Origin of the sequence: Streptomyces sp. NPDC053079 (assembly GCF_044546695.1) — a bacterium.
GTDB lineage: Bacteria > Actinomycetota > Actinomycetes > Streptomycetales > Streptomycetaceae > Streptomyces.
On sequence record NZ_JBITZJ010000009.1, the window covers coordinates 248,754 to 264,506 of the forward strand.

Genomic DNA, 15,753 nt, shown 5'->3' on the forward strand with positions numbered 1-15,753 from the left:
CGGCGCGTCATGCGCATTCTCGTCCTGGGCGCCACCGGCTTCCTGGGCCGGCACGCCGCCGAACGCCTGCGCGCCCTCCCGGGCGCGCGGGTGCTCGACGGCGGCCGGGCCCCCGGCTCCGCCCTGCCCCTCGACCTGGCCGGGGCGGACCCCGGCCACCTCGCCGCCGTGCTGCGCGAGGCCGCACCCGACGCTGTCGTCAACTGCGCCGGCGCGGTCGGCGGCAGCGCGCTCGCGCTGACCGCCGTCAACGCCCGCGGTCCCGCCGCCCTGTGCGAGGCCCTGCACGCGGCCGCCCCCGACGCACGCCTGGTCCACCTGGGCTCGGCTGCGGAGTACGGCCCGTCCGACGGCCACCGGCCCGTCGCCGAGGCCGACCCGGCCCGCCCGCTCGGCCTCTACGGCGCGAGCAAGCTCGCCGGCACCCTCGCCGTCACCGGCTCCGGCCTCGACGCCGTCGTCCTGCGGGTGTTCAACCCCGTCGGCCCCGGCGCCCCCGCCGCCTCCCTGCCCGGCCGGCTCGCCCAGGAGCTGCACCGGGCCGGGCCCGACGGGCGGGTACGCACCGGAGACCTCTCCGCCTACCGCGACTTCGTCGACGCGCGGGACGTGGCCGACGCCGTCGTACGCGCCGTGACGGCCCCCCGGCCGCTGCCCGGCGTCCTGAACGTCGCCGGCGGCACGGCCCGGCCCGTGCGGGACGTCGCCGAAGGGCTGTTGCGGGCCGCCGGCTTCGCCGGGGCGGCGGCGGACCGGATCGACGAGGGCGGCGACGGCTCGCCGCGCTCGGCCGCCGTGCCCTGGCAGCAGGCGGACATCACGGCCGCCGCCCGCGCCCTGGAGTGGGTGCCGCGCCACCGGCTGGAGGACTCCCTGGCCGACCTGTGGGCCGAGGCCCGCGGCCGGCCCGCGGAGCCGGTGCGATGACACGCCCCGCACCGCCGGACGACGGACAGCGCCTGCTCGTACCGCTGTACGCGCACCCGGCCGCGCACCCACGGGAATGGGCCGCGCTGACGGCGGCCGCCCCCGGCCTGCACGCGGTCGTGCTCAACGTCGCCGACGGCCCCGGCAGCCGCCCCGACCCGCACTTCAGGGCTGCCGCCGGGCGGCTGCGCGGCGCGGGCGTGCGGCTGCTGGGCTATGTCGACACCGCCTACGGCCGGCGCCCGCCCCGCGCGGTGGTCGCCGACGTCCGCCGGCACCGCAGGTGGTACGACGTGGACGGGGTCTTCTTCGACCAGGCGGCCGAGGGCGCCGCACTGCTACCGCGCTACCGGTGGCTGGTCATGACCGCCCGGGTGCTGGGCGCGCGCACCGCCGTCCTGAACCCGGGCACCCACCCCGACCCCGGCTACGCCTCCTTCGCCGACGTCCTCGTCACCTTCGAAGGCGCCTGGGAGGACTACCGGCGGGCCGGGGTGCCCGACTGGACGGCCGACCATCCGCCCGGGCGCTTCTGCCACCTCGTCTACGGCGTGCCCGAGGGAGCGCAGGCGCAGGTGGCCCGCACCGCGGGGGCGCGGGGCGCCGGCGTGCACTGCGCGGTGCCGGGGACCGGGGCCAACCCGTGGTGCAGCGCGCCGCTGCCGGTGGCCCGGTGACCGGCCGGCGCGCCCGCGCGGGCCTCTTCGGTGTCCTCCTGCTCGTCCTCGCGGCCTGTTCGAGCCCGTCGGAGGAGGGGGCGGAGCCGGGCGGGGAGAGCCCGGTGGACCGGATGACGGCGGCGCCGGACGGCAGCCCGCCGCCGGCCTCCCGGCGCTGGCAGCCGCGGCCGGGCACCCGATGGCAGTGGCAGCTCGGCGGACAGGTCGACACCTCCGTGGACGTCCCCGTCTACGACATCGACGGTTTCGAGAACTCCGCCGAAACGGTGGCGCGATTGCACGCCCGGGGCCGCAAAGTGATCTGTTACATCAACGCCGGGGCCTGGGAGGATTTCCGGCCGGATCACGCGCGTTTTCCCAAAGCCCTGCTCGGCAGGAACAACAAGGGCTGGGACGGTGAGAAATGGCTGGACATCCGCCGTCTCGACGACTTGCGGCCCCTCATGGCCGCCCGCATCGACATGTGCCGGCAAAAGGGTTTCGACGCGGTGGAACCCGATCTGACCGAGGGGTTTCGCAATCGCACCGGATTCCCGCTCTCGGCCGCGGATCAGCTGGCGTTCAACCGGATGCTGGTGAAGCTGGCTCATGAGCGCGGGCTGGCCATCGGTTTGAAGAACGATCTTGAGCAGATCCCCGAGCTGGTACGGGACTTCGATTTCGCGGTCAACGAACAGTGCGCGCAGTACGGGGAGTGCGAGAAGCTCACGCCGTTCGTGAAACAGAACAAAGCGGTCTTCCATGTCGAATACGACCTGTCGACGGGGGAGTTCTGCGGCACCGCGAAGCGGCTGGGGCTGAGCTCGATGAAGAAGAAGCTCGAGCTGGACGCCTGGCGGCAGCCGTGCTGACCGAGCAGTGCGGAGCCTGGGCTTCCGTGCTTCAAGTGCCCCTCGGGACACGGGTTTAGGCGCAGACGGCGGGTGGTGGAGGGGGTGCGGTTCCGCGTGTGACCCCGAAGTGAAGAAGTTCACAGATGACCGTTTCGGCGCCGAATTTGAGCGATTGATGGTGCAGGATCTCTCACCGAACACAAGATCCCGTCACCGAGGCGGGCGACCCGGGCGGACGCCGAGTCCTGCCGCCGCACCGGGTGCGGAATCGAATGATGAATCGGCAGGAGCGGGAGACCCAAGCGGTAACGGACCATGAAAGCGGTGGTCCTTGGGGTGAAGCCACATGCGTGGCCGGGCAACTTCGCAGCCCGAACCCGACAGGTCATCTTTCGTAGGCGGATGCCGAAGGGCTTTGGCATGTCTGCGTTTCCTCGCATACCTGCACTCGCTTCCCGGGCCGGCACCGCGTCGGCCCTCACCGCCGCCATGCTCGCGGCATCGGTGCTCATCCCCGGCCTCGCCACCGGCGCCCAGGCGGCGACCTCGGGCGAGCAGGCACTGAAGGTCGCGGCCTCCAAGAAGGGCTCGCCCTACCAGTACGGCGCCACGGGACCGAACCGGTTCGACTGCTCGGGCCTGACGCTCTACTCGTTCAAGAAGGTCGGCAAGAACCTCCCGCGCACCGCCCAGAGCCAGTACAACTCCACCCGGCACCTGTCCAGCGGCTCGCGTCAGGTCGGTGACCTCGTCTTCTTCCACTCCGGCAGCAACGTCTACCACGTGGGGATCTACGCGGGTAGCAACAAGATCTGGCACTCTCCCAAGCCCGGCGGCTCCGTCCGGCTGGAGAAGATCTGGACCAACAGCGTCTGGTACGGCCGCGTGAAGTAGCCGCTCAGCGGCGGCCCCCTTGTCCCGGGACGCCGGACGGGCCCAGAATCCAGCCCGTCCGGCGGTTTCGGGAAGGGGCGCGGATGGCCAGCGGAAACGGCGTGGAGACACACACCGTCCATGGCACGGTCCGGGGACGGACCGAGGAGCAACTCGCGGTCTTCCGCGGCATTCCCTACGCCCGGCCACCGGTGGGCGGGCTGCGCTTCGCCGCACCCCAGCCGCCCCCGGCCTGGGACGGCGTCAGGGAGGCCGTGGAGTTCGGGCCGCCGCCCCCGCAGTCCGGGCCCTTCCGTGCCCCCGGAGACATACCGGGCACCGACTGGCTCACCCTGAACGTCTGGACCCCGGACCCCGGCGGGTCAGGGCTGCCGGTCCTGGTGTGGATTCCGGGCGGCGGCTACGTCTCCGGCGCCACGAACGACCCCCTGTACGACGCCGCGCACATAGCCCGGCACGGCTTGGTCGTGGTCACCGTCAACTACCGGGTGGGCGCCGAGGGCCTCGCCCAGCTCGCCGACGCCCCCGCCAACCGCGCCCTGCTCGACCAGATCGCGGCCCTGGAATGGGTGCGGCAGAACATCGCCCGCTTCGGCGGCAACCCCGACCGGGTCACCCTCTGCGGGCAGTCCGCCGGAGCGGGCTCCATCGCCACCCTGCTGGCGGCACCCCGGGCCGCCGGCCTCTTCCGACGGGCCATCACCCAGTCCGTACCGGGCCTCTACGTCACCCCCGCCCTCGCGAGGGACGTCGCACAGACCCTCGCCGCCCGGCTCGGCGCCGCCCCCACCGCCGCCTCCCTCGCGACGATCTCGCCGCAGCGCCTGGCCGACGAGGTGGACGTACTGATGGCGGGCCTGCCCGCCCAGGTGGACCGCTGGGGCCGGCTGGCCCGCTCGGGTGTCCCCTTCTGCCCCGTCGTGGACGGCGACCTGGTGCCGGACGTGCCCTGGCGGACCCTGCGCGACGGCCGCGCGAGCGAGGTCGGCCTGCTGACCGGTCACACCCGCGACGAGTTCCGGCCGTTCCTGGTGCTGTCCGGCGGCCTGGAGAAGATCACCGAGGAGGACGCCACGACGGCGCTGCGGACCTTCGCCCCCGCGCCCGACGGCGAGCGCGCCTACCGCGCCGCCCACCCGGGCGCCTCCGCCGCCGCGCTCTTCGACCTCGTCCACGCCGACGCGCTCTTCCGCGTCCCCTCCCTGCACCTGGCGGACGCCCACTCCGCCGGCGGCGGCACGGCCCACCTCTACGAACTGTGCTGGCCCGCGCCCGCGCTGGGCGGCGCGCTGGGCGCGGCCCACGGCCTCGACGCCCAGCTGCTCTTCGGCAACTACTCCGCCCCCGCCGCCCGGCTGCTGTTCGGCGAGGACCCGCCGCCCGCGGAGGCCCTCGCGCTCGCCGAGGACATCCGCCGCTCGTGGGCGTCGTTCGCCGCACACGGCGACCCCGGCTGGCCGGCCTACCGGGTCACCGACGGGCGGCTCACCCGGCTCCTGGACGCCGAGGTGAGCACCGCCCCCTATCCCCATGACGCGTCCCGGCGGATCTGGGAAGGACACGGCGTCGAACCCTTCGACCTCCCCTGACCCGGAACGCGGACGCGGTCAGCCGACCGCGTCCAGATAGACCCAGTCCCCGTCCTCGCGCACGAAGCGGCTCAGCTCGTGCTGGTCGTCCGCCTGCCCCCGCACCTCGTAGTGGGCACGGAACTCCACCGTGCCCTCGCTGTGGAAGGCGCTGCCGCCCGTGGCGCCCAGGATCTCCAGCCCCGTCCACGTGATGGAGCGGTCGAAGTCCAGGCCGGGCGGCCGCGTCGAGGAGTGCCACGTCCGCAGCAGATAGGCGGCGTCGCCGACCACGAAGGCGCTGTAGCGCGAGCGCATCAGGCGCTCCGCCGTCGGCGCCGCGCCGCGGCCCTGGTGGAAGGGGCCGCAGCAGTCCCCGTACGGTGCGCCGAGCCCGCAGGGGCACGGTGAGGTGGCAGTGATCGCCGGCGCGCGGCGTGCGCTTGTTCTTCTGGACACCCCCCGATTCTCCCCGCTGCGCGGCCCGGCCCCGCACCCGGTGCGACGAACCCTTTCGGCTGCACGGCCGCCGGACGGCCGCCCTCCCTGTTCTTTCGGGTGAATTCCCAGGTCATCGCGGTTGCCTCACCGCCTGGCGACGGCCGGGAACGGCGCCGGGAGCGGTTGCGCGGCCCCTGGCGCCAGCGGACGGTGGTCGCGTCCGACAGGTGTTGTGAAGGGAGTTTCTCGCATGGGCAACAACCGGCTCCATTCCGCTGCCGTCGCCGTCGTGTGCGGCTCGCTCGCCCTGGGCGTCTGCGGCCCCGCTCTGGCCTCCGGCCGGGCGACGGACTCCATAGCCGAGGCGGAACCCGCGCCGGCCCCGGCCTCCGGCCGCTCCGATTCCATCGGCAGCCTGGGCGAGACCCTCTCCCTCGGATCGAGATTCCTCAGGGAGGCCCGCTCCCGCACCCCGGACGTCGACTACCTCCGCGACCTGCGCCAGCGCCTGCAGGAATCGGCCGACCGCCTGCTCGTGGACGTCAGGTCCCGGGCGCACCGGCACGACGACGGAGCGTCCAAGGACCCCGTCGCGGACGTCAAGGCGCAGCTGGACAAGCTCGTCAAGGACGTCACCGACCTGCTGGCCGCGGTCCTGGCCAAGGACGTCGCCAAGGTCACGGCCCTCCTCGCCCAGGTCCTCGCCGACCTGCAGGCCCTCCTGACGTCGGTGCCCAAGCTCGTGGGCGGCGCGGCGCCGCTGCCCGTGCCCCTGCCGGTCTAGGCGGCCTCGGACACCGTGACGCCCGCCCGCCTCCCGCAGCCCGGCCCGCTCGCCCCGGCGGCATCCGCCCCGGGCGAGCGGGCCGCGGGAGCGCTGGACTGGTCCCTGGTGCGCGGCTGGATCCCGCTCGTCCTGCTGGCCCTCGGCTGCTGCGCCCTGGCCGTGCTGCTCTTCTCCCGGCAACGCCGGTGGTGGACCCGCTGGGCGCCGCTCGCCGTGCTCCTCGCCGCGCTGATCACCTGGCTGCTGCAGGTCGCCGTCGACGACTGGCTCGAGCTCTTCCCCGACCCGCTGCCGACCGGCGTCGTCGTCTGGGCGGGCGTCGCCGTCCTCGGCCTGTGCCTGGCGGCGTTCCGGATACCGCTGCTGCGCCCGCGCCACTGGGCCGGTGCGGTCCTCGCCGCGCTGTGCGCCGTGCTGCTGGGCGCCTCGCAGATCAACCGCCACTTCGACCAGTACCCGACGGCCCGTACCGCCCTCAACGCCTGGCTGCAGAAGACCACCAGCCTCGGCGACGCCACCGGCCGCACCGAACCGGTCCTGCACGTGCCGCACGGCAAGGCCGTCTCCGAGGTGTGGCGGCCACCGGCCGGCCTGCCGGCGCACGGCACGCTCTCCCGCTCCGACATCCCCGGCACCGCCTCGGGCTTCAAGGCCCGCTCCGCGTACGTCTATCTGCCGCCCGCCTACCGGGCGAGCCCCCGCCCCCCGCTGCCCGTGATCGTCCTCATGGCGGGCCAGCCGGGGTCCCCCGACGACTGGATCAACTCCGGGCGGCTGGTGGAGATGATGAACTCCTTCGCCGCGGACCACCACGGGCTCGCCCCCGTGGTCGTCGTGGCCGACCCCCTCGGCTCGCAGTTCGCCAACACCCTCTGCCTGGACTCCCGGCTCGGCCAGGTCCAGACCTACCTGGCCGTCGACGTGCCCGGCTGGATCCGCTCCCACCTCCAGGTCGCCTCCGCCCGCACCTCCTGGATCGTCTCCGGGATCTCCTTCGGCGGCACCTGCTCCCTCCAGCTCGGCGTCAACGCCCCGCAGGTCTACGGCGTCGTCAACGACATCTCCGGCCAGGAGGCGCCCACCCTCGGCGGCCGGCAGAAGACGATCGACAAGGCCTTCGGCGGCGACGCGGCCGCCTACGAGAAGGTCAACCCGCTGGACGTGATGGCCCGGCAGCGCTTCCCCGACACCAAGGCGGCGTTCGTCGCCGGCAGCGACGACGCCACCTACCGGCCGCAGCAGCGGAAGGTCTACGACGCCGCCGTCAGGGCCGGGATGCGCGCCGAGTGGGTGCTGCTGCCCGGCGGCCACAGCTGGCAGGTCTGGCGACCCGGCCTGGAGCGGCAACTGCCCTGGCTCGCCCGGGAGACGGGACTGATCCGATGACCGAAACCGGCGGCCCGCCGCCCCCGCCACCGCCCGCGCCCGTCGTCGGGGACAGCACCCACCCCTGGCGCGCCACGCTCGACCGTCTTCTGGCGCCCGTGCGCCACGCCCCGTTCACGCTGGCCTTCCTCGCCGTGCTGTGGATCGTGGGGGCGCTGACCGGTGCGCTGGGCTCCGGCCCGGGCCGGAACCTGCTGGAGCACGTCGGAGTCGGCGTGACCGCCCTGGCCGAGGGCCGCTGGTGGAGCCCGGCCAGTTCGCTGCTGTGGTGCCCCGGGCTCGGCGGCTACATCGGCTCGACGCTCCTGGTGCTGCTGCTCGTCACCCCCTGCGAGCGCCGCCTGGGCGTCGCGCGCACCGCCGCACTGCTGCTCGGCGGCCAGGTCGCGGGCACCCTCCTGGGCGTCGGCCTGGTCGCGGCCGGATCCGCCGCGGGGGAGCAGTGGCTGGACAGCCTCACCGAGGACCTGGCCGTCACCCCCACCGTCGGCGTGCTCGCCGTCGGCGGGGTGCTCAGCTACCGCCTCACCGCGCTCTGGCGCCGCCGCACCATGCTCGGCATCGTGGCGTTCGCCCTGGTCATGGCTCTGTACGTGGGCCACTTGCAGGGCGTGCTGCGGCTGGGCGGCGCGGCGGCCGGCCTCGCCCTGGGCGCCCTGCTCCACCGCCCGCGCGGCCCCCTGCGGCTGCGGCACTCCTCCCACACCGAGGCCCGGGTGCTGGTCGCGCTCGTCGTGGCCGCCTCCGCGATCGGACCGATGGTGGCCATCCTCTACGAGGAGGCGTACGGCCCCTTCAGCTCCTTCAACTTCCTCTACGTCTCCACCCGGCCCACGCCCGAGGAGATCAAGGACGCCTGCGGCATGTCCGCCCAGGACTGCCACTACATCCACGCGGTCCGCGACTTCTACGACTCCCCGGCCATCGCCATGGCCGTCCTCGTCCCTGCGGTGATGCTCGTCCTCGCCGAAGGGCTGCGCCGGGGGCTGCGGCTCGCCTGGGCCCTGGCGGTCCTCTCGCACCTGGCCTGGATCGCCCTGTTCGCCTACTGGCTCAAGGACTTCCTCGACAACCCCTCCGCCTACGCCGAGCCCCAGGACCACGCCGGCTACGTCCAGCTCTTCGCGGAACAGATGCTGCTGCCCGTCCTGGTCCTGGCGCTGCTCCTGGTCGCCCGTGCCCGCTTCGACCTGCGTCTGCCGCGCTCGGCGATGGCGGGGCTCGCGGCCGTGGTCGGCGGCACGCTGCTGTTGACCTGCGCCGCGTACGTGGGCGTCGGCCACGCGGTACGGGACCAGTACGACCCGCCGGCCGGGTTCGGGATCCTGCTGTCCGGGCTGCTGTCGGAGTTCGTGCCGCCGGCCTTCCTGGGCTACTTCACCGACTGGCCGGTTCCCGTGGGCGGTACGGCCCGGGCGCTCTTCCGCTACTGCGGGCTGCTCTTCTGGCTGGTCACGCTGATCGCCCTGCTGGTGACGTTCCGGCGGCCCCGGCTGCACACGGACGCGGACGCGGCCGTACGCGCCCGGGAACTCCTGACCGCGCACGGCGGCTCGAACCTGTCCTACCTGACGACCTGGGACGGCAACTACTACTGGTTCTCCGCGGACGGCCGGGCCGCCGTCGCCTACCGGGTGATCTCCACGGTGGCGCTGACCACCGGCGCCCCGTTCGGGGCGCCGGACGCCCGGGCGGACGCCGTCGCCGGCTTCTCCCGGTTCTGCGACGAACGCGGCTGGACCCCCTGCTTCTACACCGTGGACGCGCCGGCCCGCGAGGCCGCCGAGGCGCTGGGCTGGCGGTCGGTGCAGGTCGCCGAGGACACCGTGGTGCCGCTGCCGGAGCTGGCCTTTACGGGAAAGAAGTGGCAGGACGTGCGCACGGCCCTGAACAAGGCGAAGAAGGAGGGCATCACCGCCGAGTGGTGGTCCTACCCCGACGCCCCCGTCGCGATCACCGACCAGGTGCGGTCGATCTCCGAGGAGTGGGTCGCCGACAAGGGCCTCCCGGAGATGGGCTTCACCCTGGGCGGCCTCGAGGAGCTCGACGACCCGGCGGTGCGCTGCCTGATCGCGGTGGACGCCGACCGCACGGTGCACGGGATCACCAGCTGGATGCCGGTGTACGCGGAGGGCCGGCCGGTCGGCTGGACGCTGGACTTCATGCGGCGCCGGGCGAGCGGCTTCCGGGGTTCGATGGAATTCCTGATCGCCTCGGCGGCACTGGGCTTCAAGGAGGAGGGCGCCCGCTTCCTGAGCCTGTCGGGCGCTCCCCTGGCCCGCAAGGCCACGGAGGAGCCGCCGGTGGCGCTGCAACGCGTCCTCGACTACGGCGGCAAGGTCCTCGAACCGGTCTACGGCTTCCGCTCCCTGCTCAACTTCAAGGCGAAATTCCAGCCCCAGTACCGCCCCATGTTCATGGCCTACCCGGACCCGGCCGCCCTGCCACTGATCACCCGTGCGGTCACCAAGGCCTACCTGCCCCACATGACGGCGGCACAAGGGGTGCGGCTGGTGCGGCAGTTCTCCTCCTGAGGGACGGGCGGGCGCCGGGCAGTGGCGTCGGCGGCGCCCGGCCGGACGTACACTCGGCTCCATGGGGCGCACACGTGCCGAGGCGAGCCGGACCGGCCGCCTCGCGTCGCACGGCCACGGCTAGCGCTTCACCACGACACCCTGCCACCGTCCCGCCGCTCGTCCACGGCGCCGCAGGGTCTTTCCTGCTCCACGCAGCACCGCAGTCCCGGATTCGCCGTCGGCGCTTCCGTCCGGCGACGCCGCACGACCGGGCCGAGCCACCCCTCGAAGGGATCATTGTGAAGCTGAGCGAGCTGTTGGCCGGGTACGGGCACGACGTCGTCCGGGGCGACCCGGAGAAGACGCGGATCACCGCCGGAACGACCTTCGACGTCGACCGGGTGACGCCGGGGTCGCTGTTCATCGCCGTCCCCGGCCACCGTGCGGGCGGCCCCGGCGCCGTGGCGCCGGCCCTCGCGCGCGGCGCGGCCGCCGTGCTCGTGGGCGGCGGCGCGCTGGTGCCCGCGGCGTCGGACGGCTGCGTGGTGCGGGTGCCGGACGTCCGTACGGCGGCCGCGGTCGTCGCCTCCCGCTACTTCGGCGAGCCGGGACGGGACATGGACGTGGTGGCGGTCACCGGCACCAACGGGAAGACCTCGGTGTCGTACATGGCCGAGTCGGTGCTGCGGATCTCCGCGGGCGCGAAGGTGGGCGTCATCGGGACGGCCGGCAGCCGGATCGGCGACGAACCGATCCCGATGCCGAGGTCGGTGCTGACCACCCCGGAGTCCCCGGACCTGCAGTACCTGCTGGGGTGCATGCGCGACGCGGGGGCCGGCAGCGTGGTGCTGGAGGCCACGTCCATGGGCCTGCTGAACCACCGGGTGGACCGTACGTTCGCCGACGTCGGGGTCTTCACCAACCTCACGCAGGACCACCTGGACGATCACGGCACGATGGCGCACTACCGCGACGCCAAGATGCGTCTGTTCCAGGGCCTGTGCCGACGTGCCGTGGTCAACGCCGACGACGCCGTCAGCGACCGGATCCGGGCGCTGATGCCCGGCGCGGTGGCGACGTACGCCCTGGACGCCGAGGCGGACTACCGGGCCACCGACGTCACGGTGGACGCCTGCGGCACGCGGTTCACCCTGCACCACGACGGCGGCAAGTACCCGGCGGCGATTCCCGTTCCGGGCCGGTTCTCGGTGGCCAACGCGCTGGCCACCGTGGCGGCCTGCCACGCCCTGGGGCACGACCTGGCCGGGCTGGTCGCCGCGCTCGAACGGATGCCCCCCGTACCGGGCCGGTTCGAACGCTTCCGGACCCCGCGCGGCACGTCCGTGATCGTGGACTACGCCCACTCGCCGGACTCCCTGCTCAAGGTCCTGACCACCATCCGCGGCTTCGCCCGGGGCCGGACGATCACCGTCTTCGGCTGCGGCGGGGACCGGGACACCACCAAGCGCGCCGAGATGGGAAGGATCGCCGGAACCCTCTCCGACCTGTGTGTCCTCACCTCGGACAACCCCCGCACCGAAGACCCCGGGGCCATCCTCGACCAGATCGCCCCAGGCCTCGCCGCGACCGGCACGCCCTTCGAACGGTTCGCCGACCGTCGTGAGGCGCTCGCGTTCGCCCTGTCCGCCGCGGGCCCGGACGACGTCGTCCTGGTCGCCGGAAAGGGCAGCGAGCCGCACCAGATCGTCGGTGAACAGCTGCTGCCCTTCAGCGACATGGCGACCGTGCGTGAACTCGCCGGGGCGTGACGGCCTGGCGAGCAGCTCGAAGGTAGCTTAGGCTAACCTAAGTAAATCTTCGGTCGGGCGACTGGCCGGATCCGCCGGTGGGGACGGACAGTGATGCAGCGACAGCACAGCCAGGGCACACCCGGCACCGCACGGACCCGTGACGGCCGCGAGCTGTTCTCCATGGAGCTCGCGGGGCCTGCCGGAGGCGGGCCGGCGACGGTGGTGTTTGAAGGGGGCCTGGCGTCGACCCGGTCGTACTGGGCACTGGTCCAGCAGGCCGTGGCGCGCTCGGCGCGGGCGGTGGTCTACGACCGCAGCGGCCTCGGCCGCAGCGCCCCCGACCCGTCGGGCCCGCGCGATCTCCCCCGGCTCGCAGCCGACTTGGGCGACCTGCTGGACCACCTCGGGCCGGGACCGTACATCCTGGTCGGCCACAGCTGGGGCGGCCCGGTCGTCCGCCTCGCCGCGGCGGCCCGGCCCGGGCGGATCGCGGGGCTCGTGCTCGTCGACCCCACGGACGAGGACTGCGACCTGCTCTTCGAACGCTCCGTCCGCAGACAGGAGAAGATCCGCCACCGGCTCGCCCTGCTGCTGGCCCGCCTGGGATGGTGCGGCCTCCTCTTCCGCAAGGTGACCGCCGCCCTGCCGCCCGACGCCGCCGCCGACATGCGCGCGGAGGCCTTCACCGTCGCGGTGATGCGCACCATGGGCGCTGAACAGGCCTCCATCGAACCCGACTTGCGCGCCCTGCGCGACCACCCACCCGCCCTCGGCGACATCCCGGTCACCGTCATCTCCGCCACCCTGCCCACCCCGGGCATGAGCGCCCGGGCCCGCGAGTCCGTGAACGCCGCCCACGCGTACCGGGCCCGACAGTCCCCGAGGGGACGGCACGTTTACGCACGACAGGCGGACCACATGGTCCCGACATCCGAACCCCGGATCATCGTCACCGAGACGGAGCGCCTGCTCGGCGCCGTCGCCGAGCGGACGGTGGAAGGCTGAGGCGGGCGGGCGCCTTCTATGCGTGACCGGCGAGGCGTCGGGCGAGGTCGATCAGGTCCGGCAGACGCAGCACCCGGTCGCCGGCGCCCGGCAGGGGTACGTGCAGCGGCTCGGTCCAGCGTGCCGGGATGGCGCCCCGGCCGTGGACTGCCCCGGCGAGGCCCCCGGTGACCGCGGCGACGGTATCGGTGTCGCCGCCCAGATCGACGGCCGCGCGCACGGCCTCCTCGTAGGAGGACGTGGTGCGCAACGCCCAGACCGCTGAACCCAGGCAGGGCCAGACGGCGCCGTTGAACTCGGTGGCCCGGTCGGGGTGCCAGTCCGGGGAGAGGACCGTCGCGTACCGCTCGCGGTGATCGGGACGGACGCGGGCCAGGGTGTCCGGGAGGGCGGCGAGCGGGTCGGCGCCCTCGAGCGCCGCGCGCAGCAGTTCGTGAAAAATCGCGGAGCCCTCCCAGGCGGCGGGGTCGCCGTGGGTCAGCGCGGCGATGCGCCGCGCCGCGTCCATGGTGGCCTGCGCTCCCTGGTCGGCGAAGTACACCGCGGAGGTGGTGGCCCGCATCAGCGCACCGTTCCCGGCGGCCCGGTGGTTGACGCGGAAATGAGCCGCGGCGGCGAGGTCCCAGGGCTCGCCGTTGGTGAGGACGTCCTCCGTCTGCAGACCGATGTCCTTGGGGTCGGCGCGCGCCCACCGCTGGAAACGGTCGAAGATGTCCGGGAGGTCGAGCCCGCCGCGCTCCAGAAGGGATTCGCCCACATGTACGGCCATCTGTGTGTCGTCCGTGGCCTCGCCGACGTCCCAGCCGCCCCCACCGCACATCTCGCTCACGCGGGCGGGCTCCGGGAAACGGGCGGAGAACGCGCCCGCGGGGCCGAATTCGAAGGGCGCGCCCAGCGCGTCGCCCACGGCCGAGCCGACGACAGCTCCGATGGCTCGTTCGCTACGGTTCACGCAGGCAGCCTAACCAACCTCGCACACGTGGCCGCCGGCTGCTCCGCACGGAGGCCATTGGCCGGTACGAGGCGTGGCGTGACGGGTGTTCGGCGGGGCGGGATCCCACAATTTCCGGTGTTCGTCGCTCGGACTCCGGGAGCTCACGATGGTCTTGAAGGTGCTCGCTCGGTCGCTGGCCCTGTCCGCGTTGTTCGCCGTGCCGACGGGGGTGTACGCGGCGCCCTCGACGCCCGCCGCGCCGGTGCCGGGGGCCGCTTCGACGCAGCGCTGCTTTCCGGGCGTCCTGGTCAAGGGCAAGGACGGGCAGTCGGCGAAGGTCGGCACGTGTGTGGCGCTGGACCACGCGTTCATGACCGTGACCGCGCCCGCGGAGTGCCGGCGGATCGCCTGTGACACCTCCGGGTCGTGGCGGATGACGCGCGGTGGCCGGGAGGTCGCTTCCGGGGAGCTCACGCGGCGGACGGGGTATCCGGGGCCGGGGACGTACGTGCTCACCACCACGCTCCGCGTGCGGTCCGCGCCGGCGGGCGTCGACTTCCCCGTGCGGCGGACGTCCACGATCACCCTGAGCTGGCCGGCGCCCAAGGCGACGCACCGGGTCGACGTCACGCCGGGGACCGTGCGGGCCGGCCGCACCACTGTCGTGACGTACACGGTCCGCCGTCTGGGGCTCGACGGCGACAGCAATACGCGCCTGGGCCTGATCGGCACCCCGGACAGCGGGCTCAAGCTGACCTCCCCCGACACCCAGTGCAGCAACCCGCTGTCGGGCGCCTACCCGTCCAAGGCCCGCCACCCGCACATCCTCAACTGCGACGTGATCAACCTTCAGCCGGGACGGCCCTACGTGGTCAAGGTGCACGTCCACATGGGCAAGCGCTGCTCGGCCGTTGCCTCCAAAATGGGCTACTGGCTGCCCAAGGGGCAGGACACGTATACCGGCAACATGCTCGTGGGCCCGACGCTCAAGTGCGTGGGCGGCTGAGACCGGGCTTCCCCGCCGGCCACCGCCGATTGTCAGTGGCAGCTCCTACGGTGGGGCTGTGATCAACATGGTGCAGTACGCGGTGGGCGATGCCACCGCGGTGTCCGGCAGCGACGGCCCGAAGGTCATCGCGCACGTCTGCAACGACATCGGCGGCTGGGGGCGCGGCTTCGTCGCCTCCGTCTCTCAGCGCTGGAAGGCTCCCGAGGCCGCCTACCGGACCTGGTACCGCGAACGCGGCCGCCCGGGCAACGACTTCGCCCTGGGCGCGGTCCAGCTGGTGCCCGTCGAGGACGGCATATGGGTGGCGAACATGATCGGACAGCGCGGTATCGCCCGCCGGGGACGGACCGACGCCCCGATCCGCTACGAGGCGCTCGCCACCGCGTTGACGGCGCTCGCCACGCACTGCAACCGCCTGGGAGCGTCCGCCCACCTGCCCCGGATCGGGTGCGGCCTGGCCGGCGGCACGTGGGACCGCGTCGAACCGCTCCTCACCGCTCACCTTGTCGCGCGCGGGATCGCCACCACCGTCCACGACGTTCCGGTACTCAGGTCTGCGCTCCCGGCGATCTGAGTACGGAGACGGATACGGGGCGGCAGGCCAGATTCGTAGTGTCGTTCGCATGGAGAACACCGGCACGGCTTCCGTTTCCGCACCGGGCCGCCGCCCCGGCCATCGGCCCCGGCGTACGGCCGCCGACTGGGTCGGGCTGGCCGTGCTCGCGGTGGCCGTGCTGGTCGCCGGCGCCTTCGTGGGGGTGCTGGGGCCGCTGTTCGCCATCGCCTGCGACTCGTGCCAGGACGGCATCCGGGGCCCGCTGCGCTTCGGCGACGAACTGATGGCCGTCGCGGCGAACGCGGTGCCGCTCGCCACGCTGGCCACGGTGGCCGGCATCTTCCACCCCCGGGGCGGCGCCCGGGCGGGCGGCATCGGGCTGGGGGCGCTGACGTTGCTGCTGGTCGTGATGCTGAGCCTCGGCCGGTTCACGGCCTGACGAGGGCCTGCCCGGCCGGGGCGGATA

At 73.5% G+C, this 15,753-nt stretch carries 15 protein-coding genes and 1 riboswitch; of the genes, 13 read left to right on the forward strand and 2 right to left on the reverse strand.

The genetic code is table 11. From position 1 onward, the window contains the following. Positions 1 to 9: 9 nt before the first annotated feature. The 5 genes from ACIGXW_RS31015 to ACIGXW_RS31035 all read left to right on the forward strand — a co-directional run bounded on the left by ACIGXW_RS31015 (position 10) and on the right by ACIGXW_RS31035 (position 4,923). Positions 10 to 927 carry an NAD-dependent epimerase/dehydratase family protein gene (locus ACIGXW_RS31015; protein WP_399576218.1) on the forward strand — a complete coding sequence of 306 codons (918 nt, stop codon included), beginning with the start codon at positions 10 to 12 and terminating at the stop codon, positions 925 to 927. Continuing rightward, positions 924 to 1,604: a spherulation-specific family 4 protein gene (locus ACIGXW_RS31020; RefSeq protein ID WP_071966978.1), complete on the forward strand. Its 681-nt coding sequence runs from the start codon at positions 924 to 926 to the stop codon at positions 1,602 to 1,604. Before ACIGXW_RS31015 ends, ACIGXW_RS31020 begins: the two co-directional genes overlap by 4 nt. Then, positions 1,571 to 2,458 carry an endo alpha-1,4 polygalactosaminidase gene (locus tag ACIGXW_RS31025; RefSeq protein ID WP_360915247.1) on the forward strand — a complete coding sequence of 296 codons (888 nt, stop codon included), beginning with the start codon at positions 1,571 to 1,573 and terminating at the stop codon, positions 2,456 to 2,458. The genes ACIGXW_RS31020 and ACIGXW_RS31025 overlap by 34 nt, the downstream gene beginning before the upstream one ends. A 245-nt stretch (positions 2,459 to 2,703) precedes the next feature. Next, positions 2,704 to 2,857, forward strand: a riboswitch (cyclic di-AMP (ydaO/yuaA leader). A 3-nt stretch (positions 2,858 to 2,860) separates the two neighbouring features. Further along, the gene (locus ACIGXW_RS31030) at positions 2,861 to 3,334 is read left to right on the forward strand and encodes a C40 family peptidase (RefSeq protein ID WP_399576220.1); all 474 of its coding nucleotides are present in this window, start codon (positions 2,861 to 2,863) and stop codon (positions 3,332 to 3,334) included. 83 nt (positions 3,335 to 3,417) lie between these two features. Then, positions 3,418 to 4,923, forward strand: a complete 1,506-nt coding sequence (locus tag ACIGXW_RS31035) for a carboxylesterase/lipase family protein (RefSeq protein ID WP_399576222.1) — start codon at positions 3,418 to 3,420, stop codon at positions 4,921 to 4,923. An 18-nt stretch (positions 4,924 to 4,941) separates the two neighbouring features. On the opposite strand, the gene ACIGXW_RS31040 is transcribed toward ACIGXW_RS31035, so the two are convergent. Then, positions 4,942 to 5,361 carry a YchJ family protein gene (locus ACIGXW_RS31040; protein ID WP_399576224.1) on the reverse strand — a complete coding sequence of 140 codons (420 nt, stop codon included), beginning with the start codon at positions 5,359 to 5,361 and terminating at the stop codon, positions 4,942 to 4,944. 232 nt (positions 5,362 to 5,593) lie between these two features. Here ACIGXW_RS31040 and ACIGXW_RS31045 point away from each other — a divergent pair, with 232 nt between their 5' ends. From ACIGXW_RS31045 to ACIGXW_RS31065, 5 genes are all read left to right on the forward strand, one after another. After that, positions 5,594 to 6,127, forward strand: coding sequence for a hypothetical protein (locus ACIGXW_RS31045; RefSeq protein ID WP_399576226.1), 534 nt, complete (start codon positions 5,594 to 5,596; stop codon positions 6,125 to 6,127). A gap of 15 nt (positions 6,128 to 6,142) precedes the next feature. Next, entirely contained in the window at positions 6,143 to 7,516 is a 1,374-nt protein-coding gene (locus ACIGXW_RS31050; RefSeq protein ID WP_399576228.1) for an alpha/beta hydrolase, read from the forward strand. Beyond that, the gene (locus tag ACIGXW_RS31055) at positions 7,513 to 10,050 is read left to right on the forward strand and encodes a bifunctional lysylphosphatidylglycerol flippase/synthetase MprF (protein WP_399576230.1); all 2,538 of its coding nucleotides are present in this window, start codon (positions 7,513 to 7,515) and stop codon (positions 10,048 to 10,050) included. Before ACIGXW_RS31050 ends, ACIGXW_RS31055 begins: the two co-directional genes overlap by 4 nt. A 281-nt stretch (positions 10,051 to 10,331) precedes the next feature. Then, entirely contained in the window at positions 10,332 to 11,801 is a 1,470-nt protein-coding gene (locus ACIGXW_RS31060) for a UDP-N-acetylmuramoyl-L-alanyl-D-glutamate--2,6-diaminopimelate ligase (protein WP_399576232.1), read from the forward strand. A gap of 93 nt (positions 11,802 to 11,894) precedes the next feature. Continuing rightward, positions 11,895 to 12,788, forward strand: a complete 894-nt coding sequence (locus tag ACIGXW_RS31065; RefSeq protein ID WP_399576233.1) for an alpha/beta fold hydrolase — start codon at positions 11,895 to 11,897, stop codon at positions 12,786 to 12,788. Between the two features lie 16 nt (positions 12,789 to 12,804). Here ACIGXW_RS31065 and ACIGXW_RS31070 read toward each other — a convergent pair whose 3' ends face one another. Then, positions 12,805 to 13,740 (reverse strand): ADP-ribosylglycohydrolase family protein, encoded by a 936-nt coding sequence (locus ACIGXW_RS31070; protein ID WP_399576235.1) that lies wholly within the window; start codon positions 13,738 to 13,740, stop codon positions 12,805 to 12,807. Between the two features lie 148 nt (positions 13,741 to 13,888). Between ACIGXW_RS31070 and ACIGXW_RS31075 the strand changes: the two genes are divergently transcribed. The 3 genes from ACIGXW_RS31075 to ACIGXW_RS31085 all read left to right on the forward strand — a co-directional run bounded on the left by ACIGXW_RS31075 (position 13,889) and on the right by ACIGXW_RS31085 (position 15,726). After that, on the forward strand, positions 13,889 to 14,728 hold the full coding sequence (locus ACIGXW_RS31075) for a hypothetical protein (RefSeq protein WP_399576236.1): 840 nt from the start codon (positions 13,889 to 13,891) through the stop codon (positions 14,726 to 14,728). Positions 14,729 to 14,789: 61 nt separating this feature from the next. Beyond that, positions 14,790 to 15,305, forward strand: a complete 516-nt coding sequence (locus tag ACIGXW_RS31080) for an Appr-1-p processing protein (RefSeq protein WP_399576407.1) — start codon at positions 14,790 to 14,792, stop codon at positions 15,303 to 15,305. Between the two features lie 49 nt (positions 15,306 to 15,354). Continuing rightward, a complete protein-coding gene (locus ACIGXW_RS31085; protein WP_399576237.1) occupies positions 15,355 to 15,726 on the forward strand; it encodes a hypothetical protein in 372 nt (123 codons plus the stop codon). Positions 15,727 to 15,753: the final 27 nt, after the last annotated feature.

Excerpts from the sequence above, each read along its gene's own strand:
- ACIGXW_RS31015 (WP_399576218.1), top strand. The coding sequence starts at position 10 with ATGCGCATTCTCGTCCTGGGCGCCACCGGCTTCCTGGGCCGGCACGCC.
- ACIGXW_RS31020 (WP_071966978.1), top strand. The coding sequence starts at position 924 with ATGACACGCCCCGCACCGCCGGACGACGGACAGCGCCTGCTCGTACCG.
- ACIGXW_RS31030 (WP_399576220.1), top strand. The coding sequence starts at position 2,861 with ATGTCTGCGTTTCCTCGCATACCTGCACTCGCTTCCCGGGCCGGCACC.
- ACIGXW_RS31035 (WP_399576222.1), top strand. The coding sequence starts at position 3,418 with ATGGCCAGCGGAAACGGCGTGGAGACACACACCGTCCATGGCACGGTC.
- ACIGXW_RS31045 (WP_399576226.1), top strand. The coding sequence starts at position 5,594 with ATGGGCAACAACCGGCTCCATTCCGCTGCCGTCGCCGTCGTGTGCGGC.
- ACIGXW_RS31055 (WP_399576230.1), top strand. The coding sequence starts at position 7,513 with ATGACCGAAACCGGCGGCCCGCCGCCCCCGCCACCGCCCGCGCCCGTC.
- ACIGXW_RS31065 (WP_399576233.1), top strand. The coding sequence starts at position 11,895 with ATGCAGCGACAGCACAGCCAGGGCACACCCGGCACCGCACGGACCCGT.
- ACIGXW_RS31075 (WP_399576236.1), top strand. The coding sequence starts at position 13,889 with ATGGTCTTGAAGGTGCTCGCTCGGTCGCTGGCCCTGTCCGCGTTGTTC.
- ACIGXW_RS31085 (WP_399576237.1), top strand. The coding sequence starts at position 15,355 with ATGGAGAACACCGGCACGGCTTCCGTTTCCGCACCGGGCCGCCGCCCC.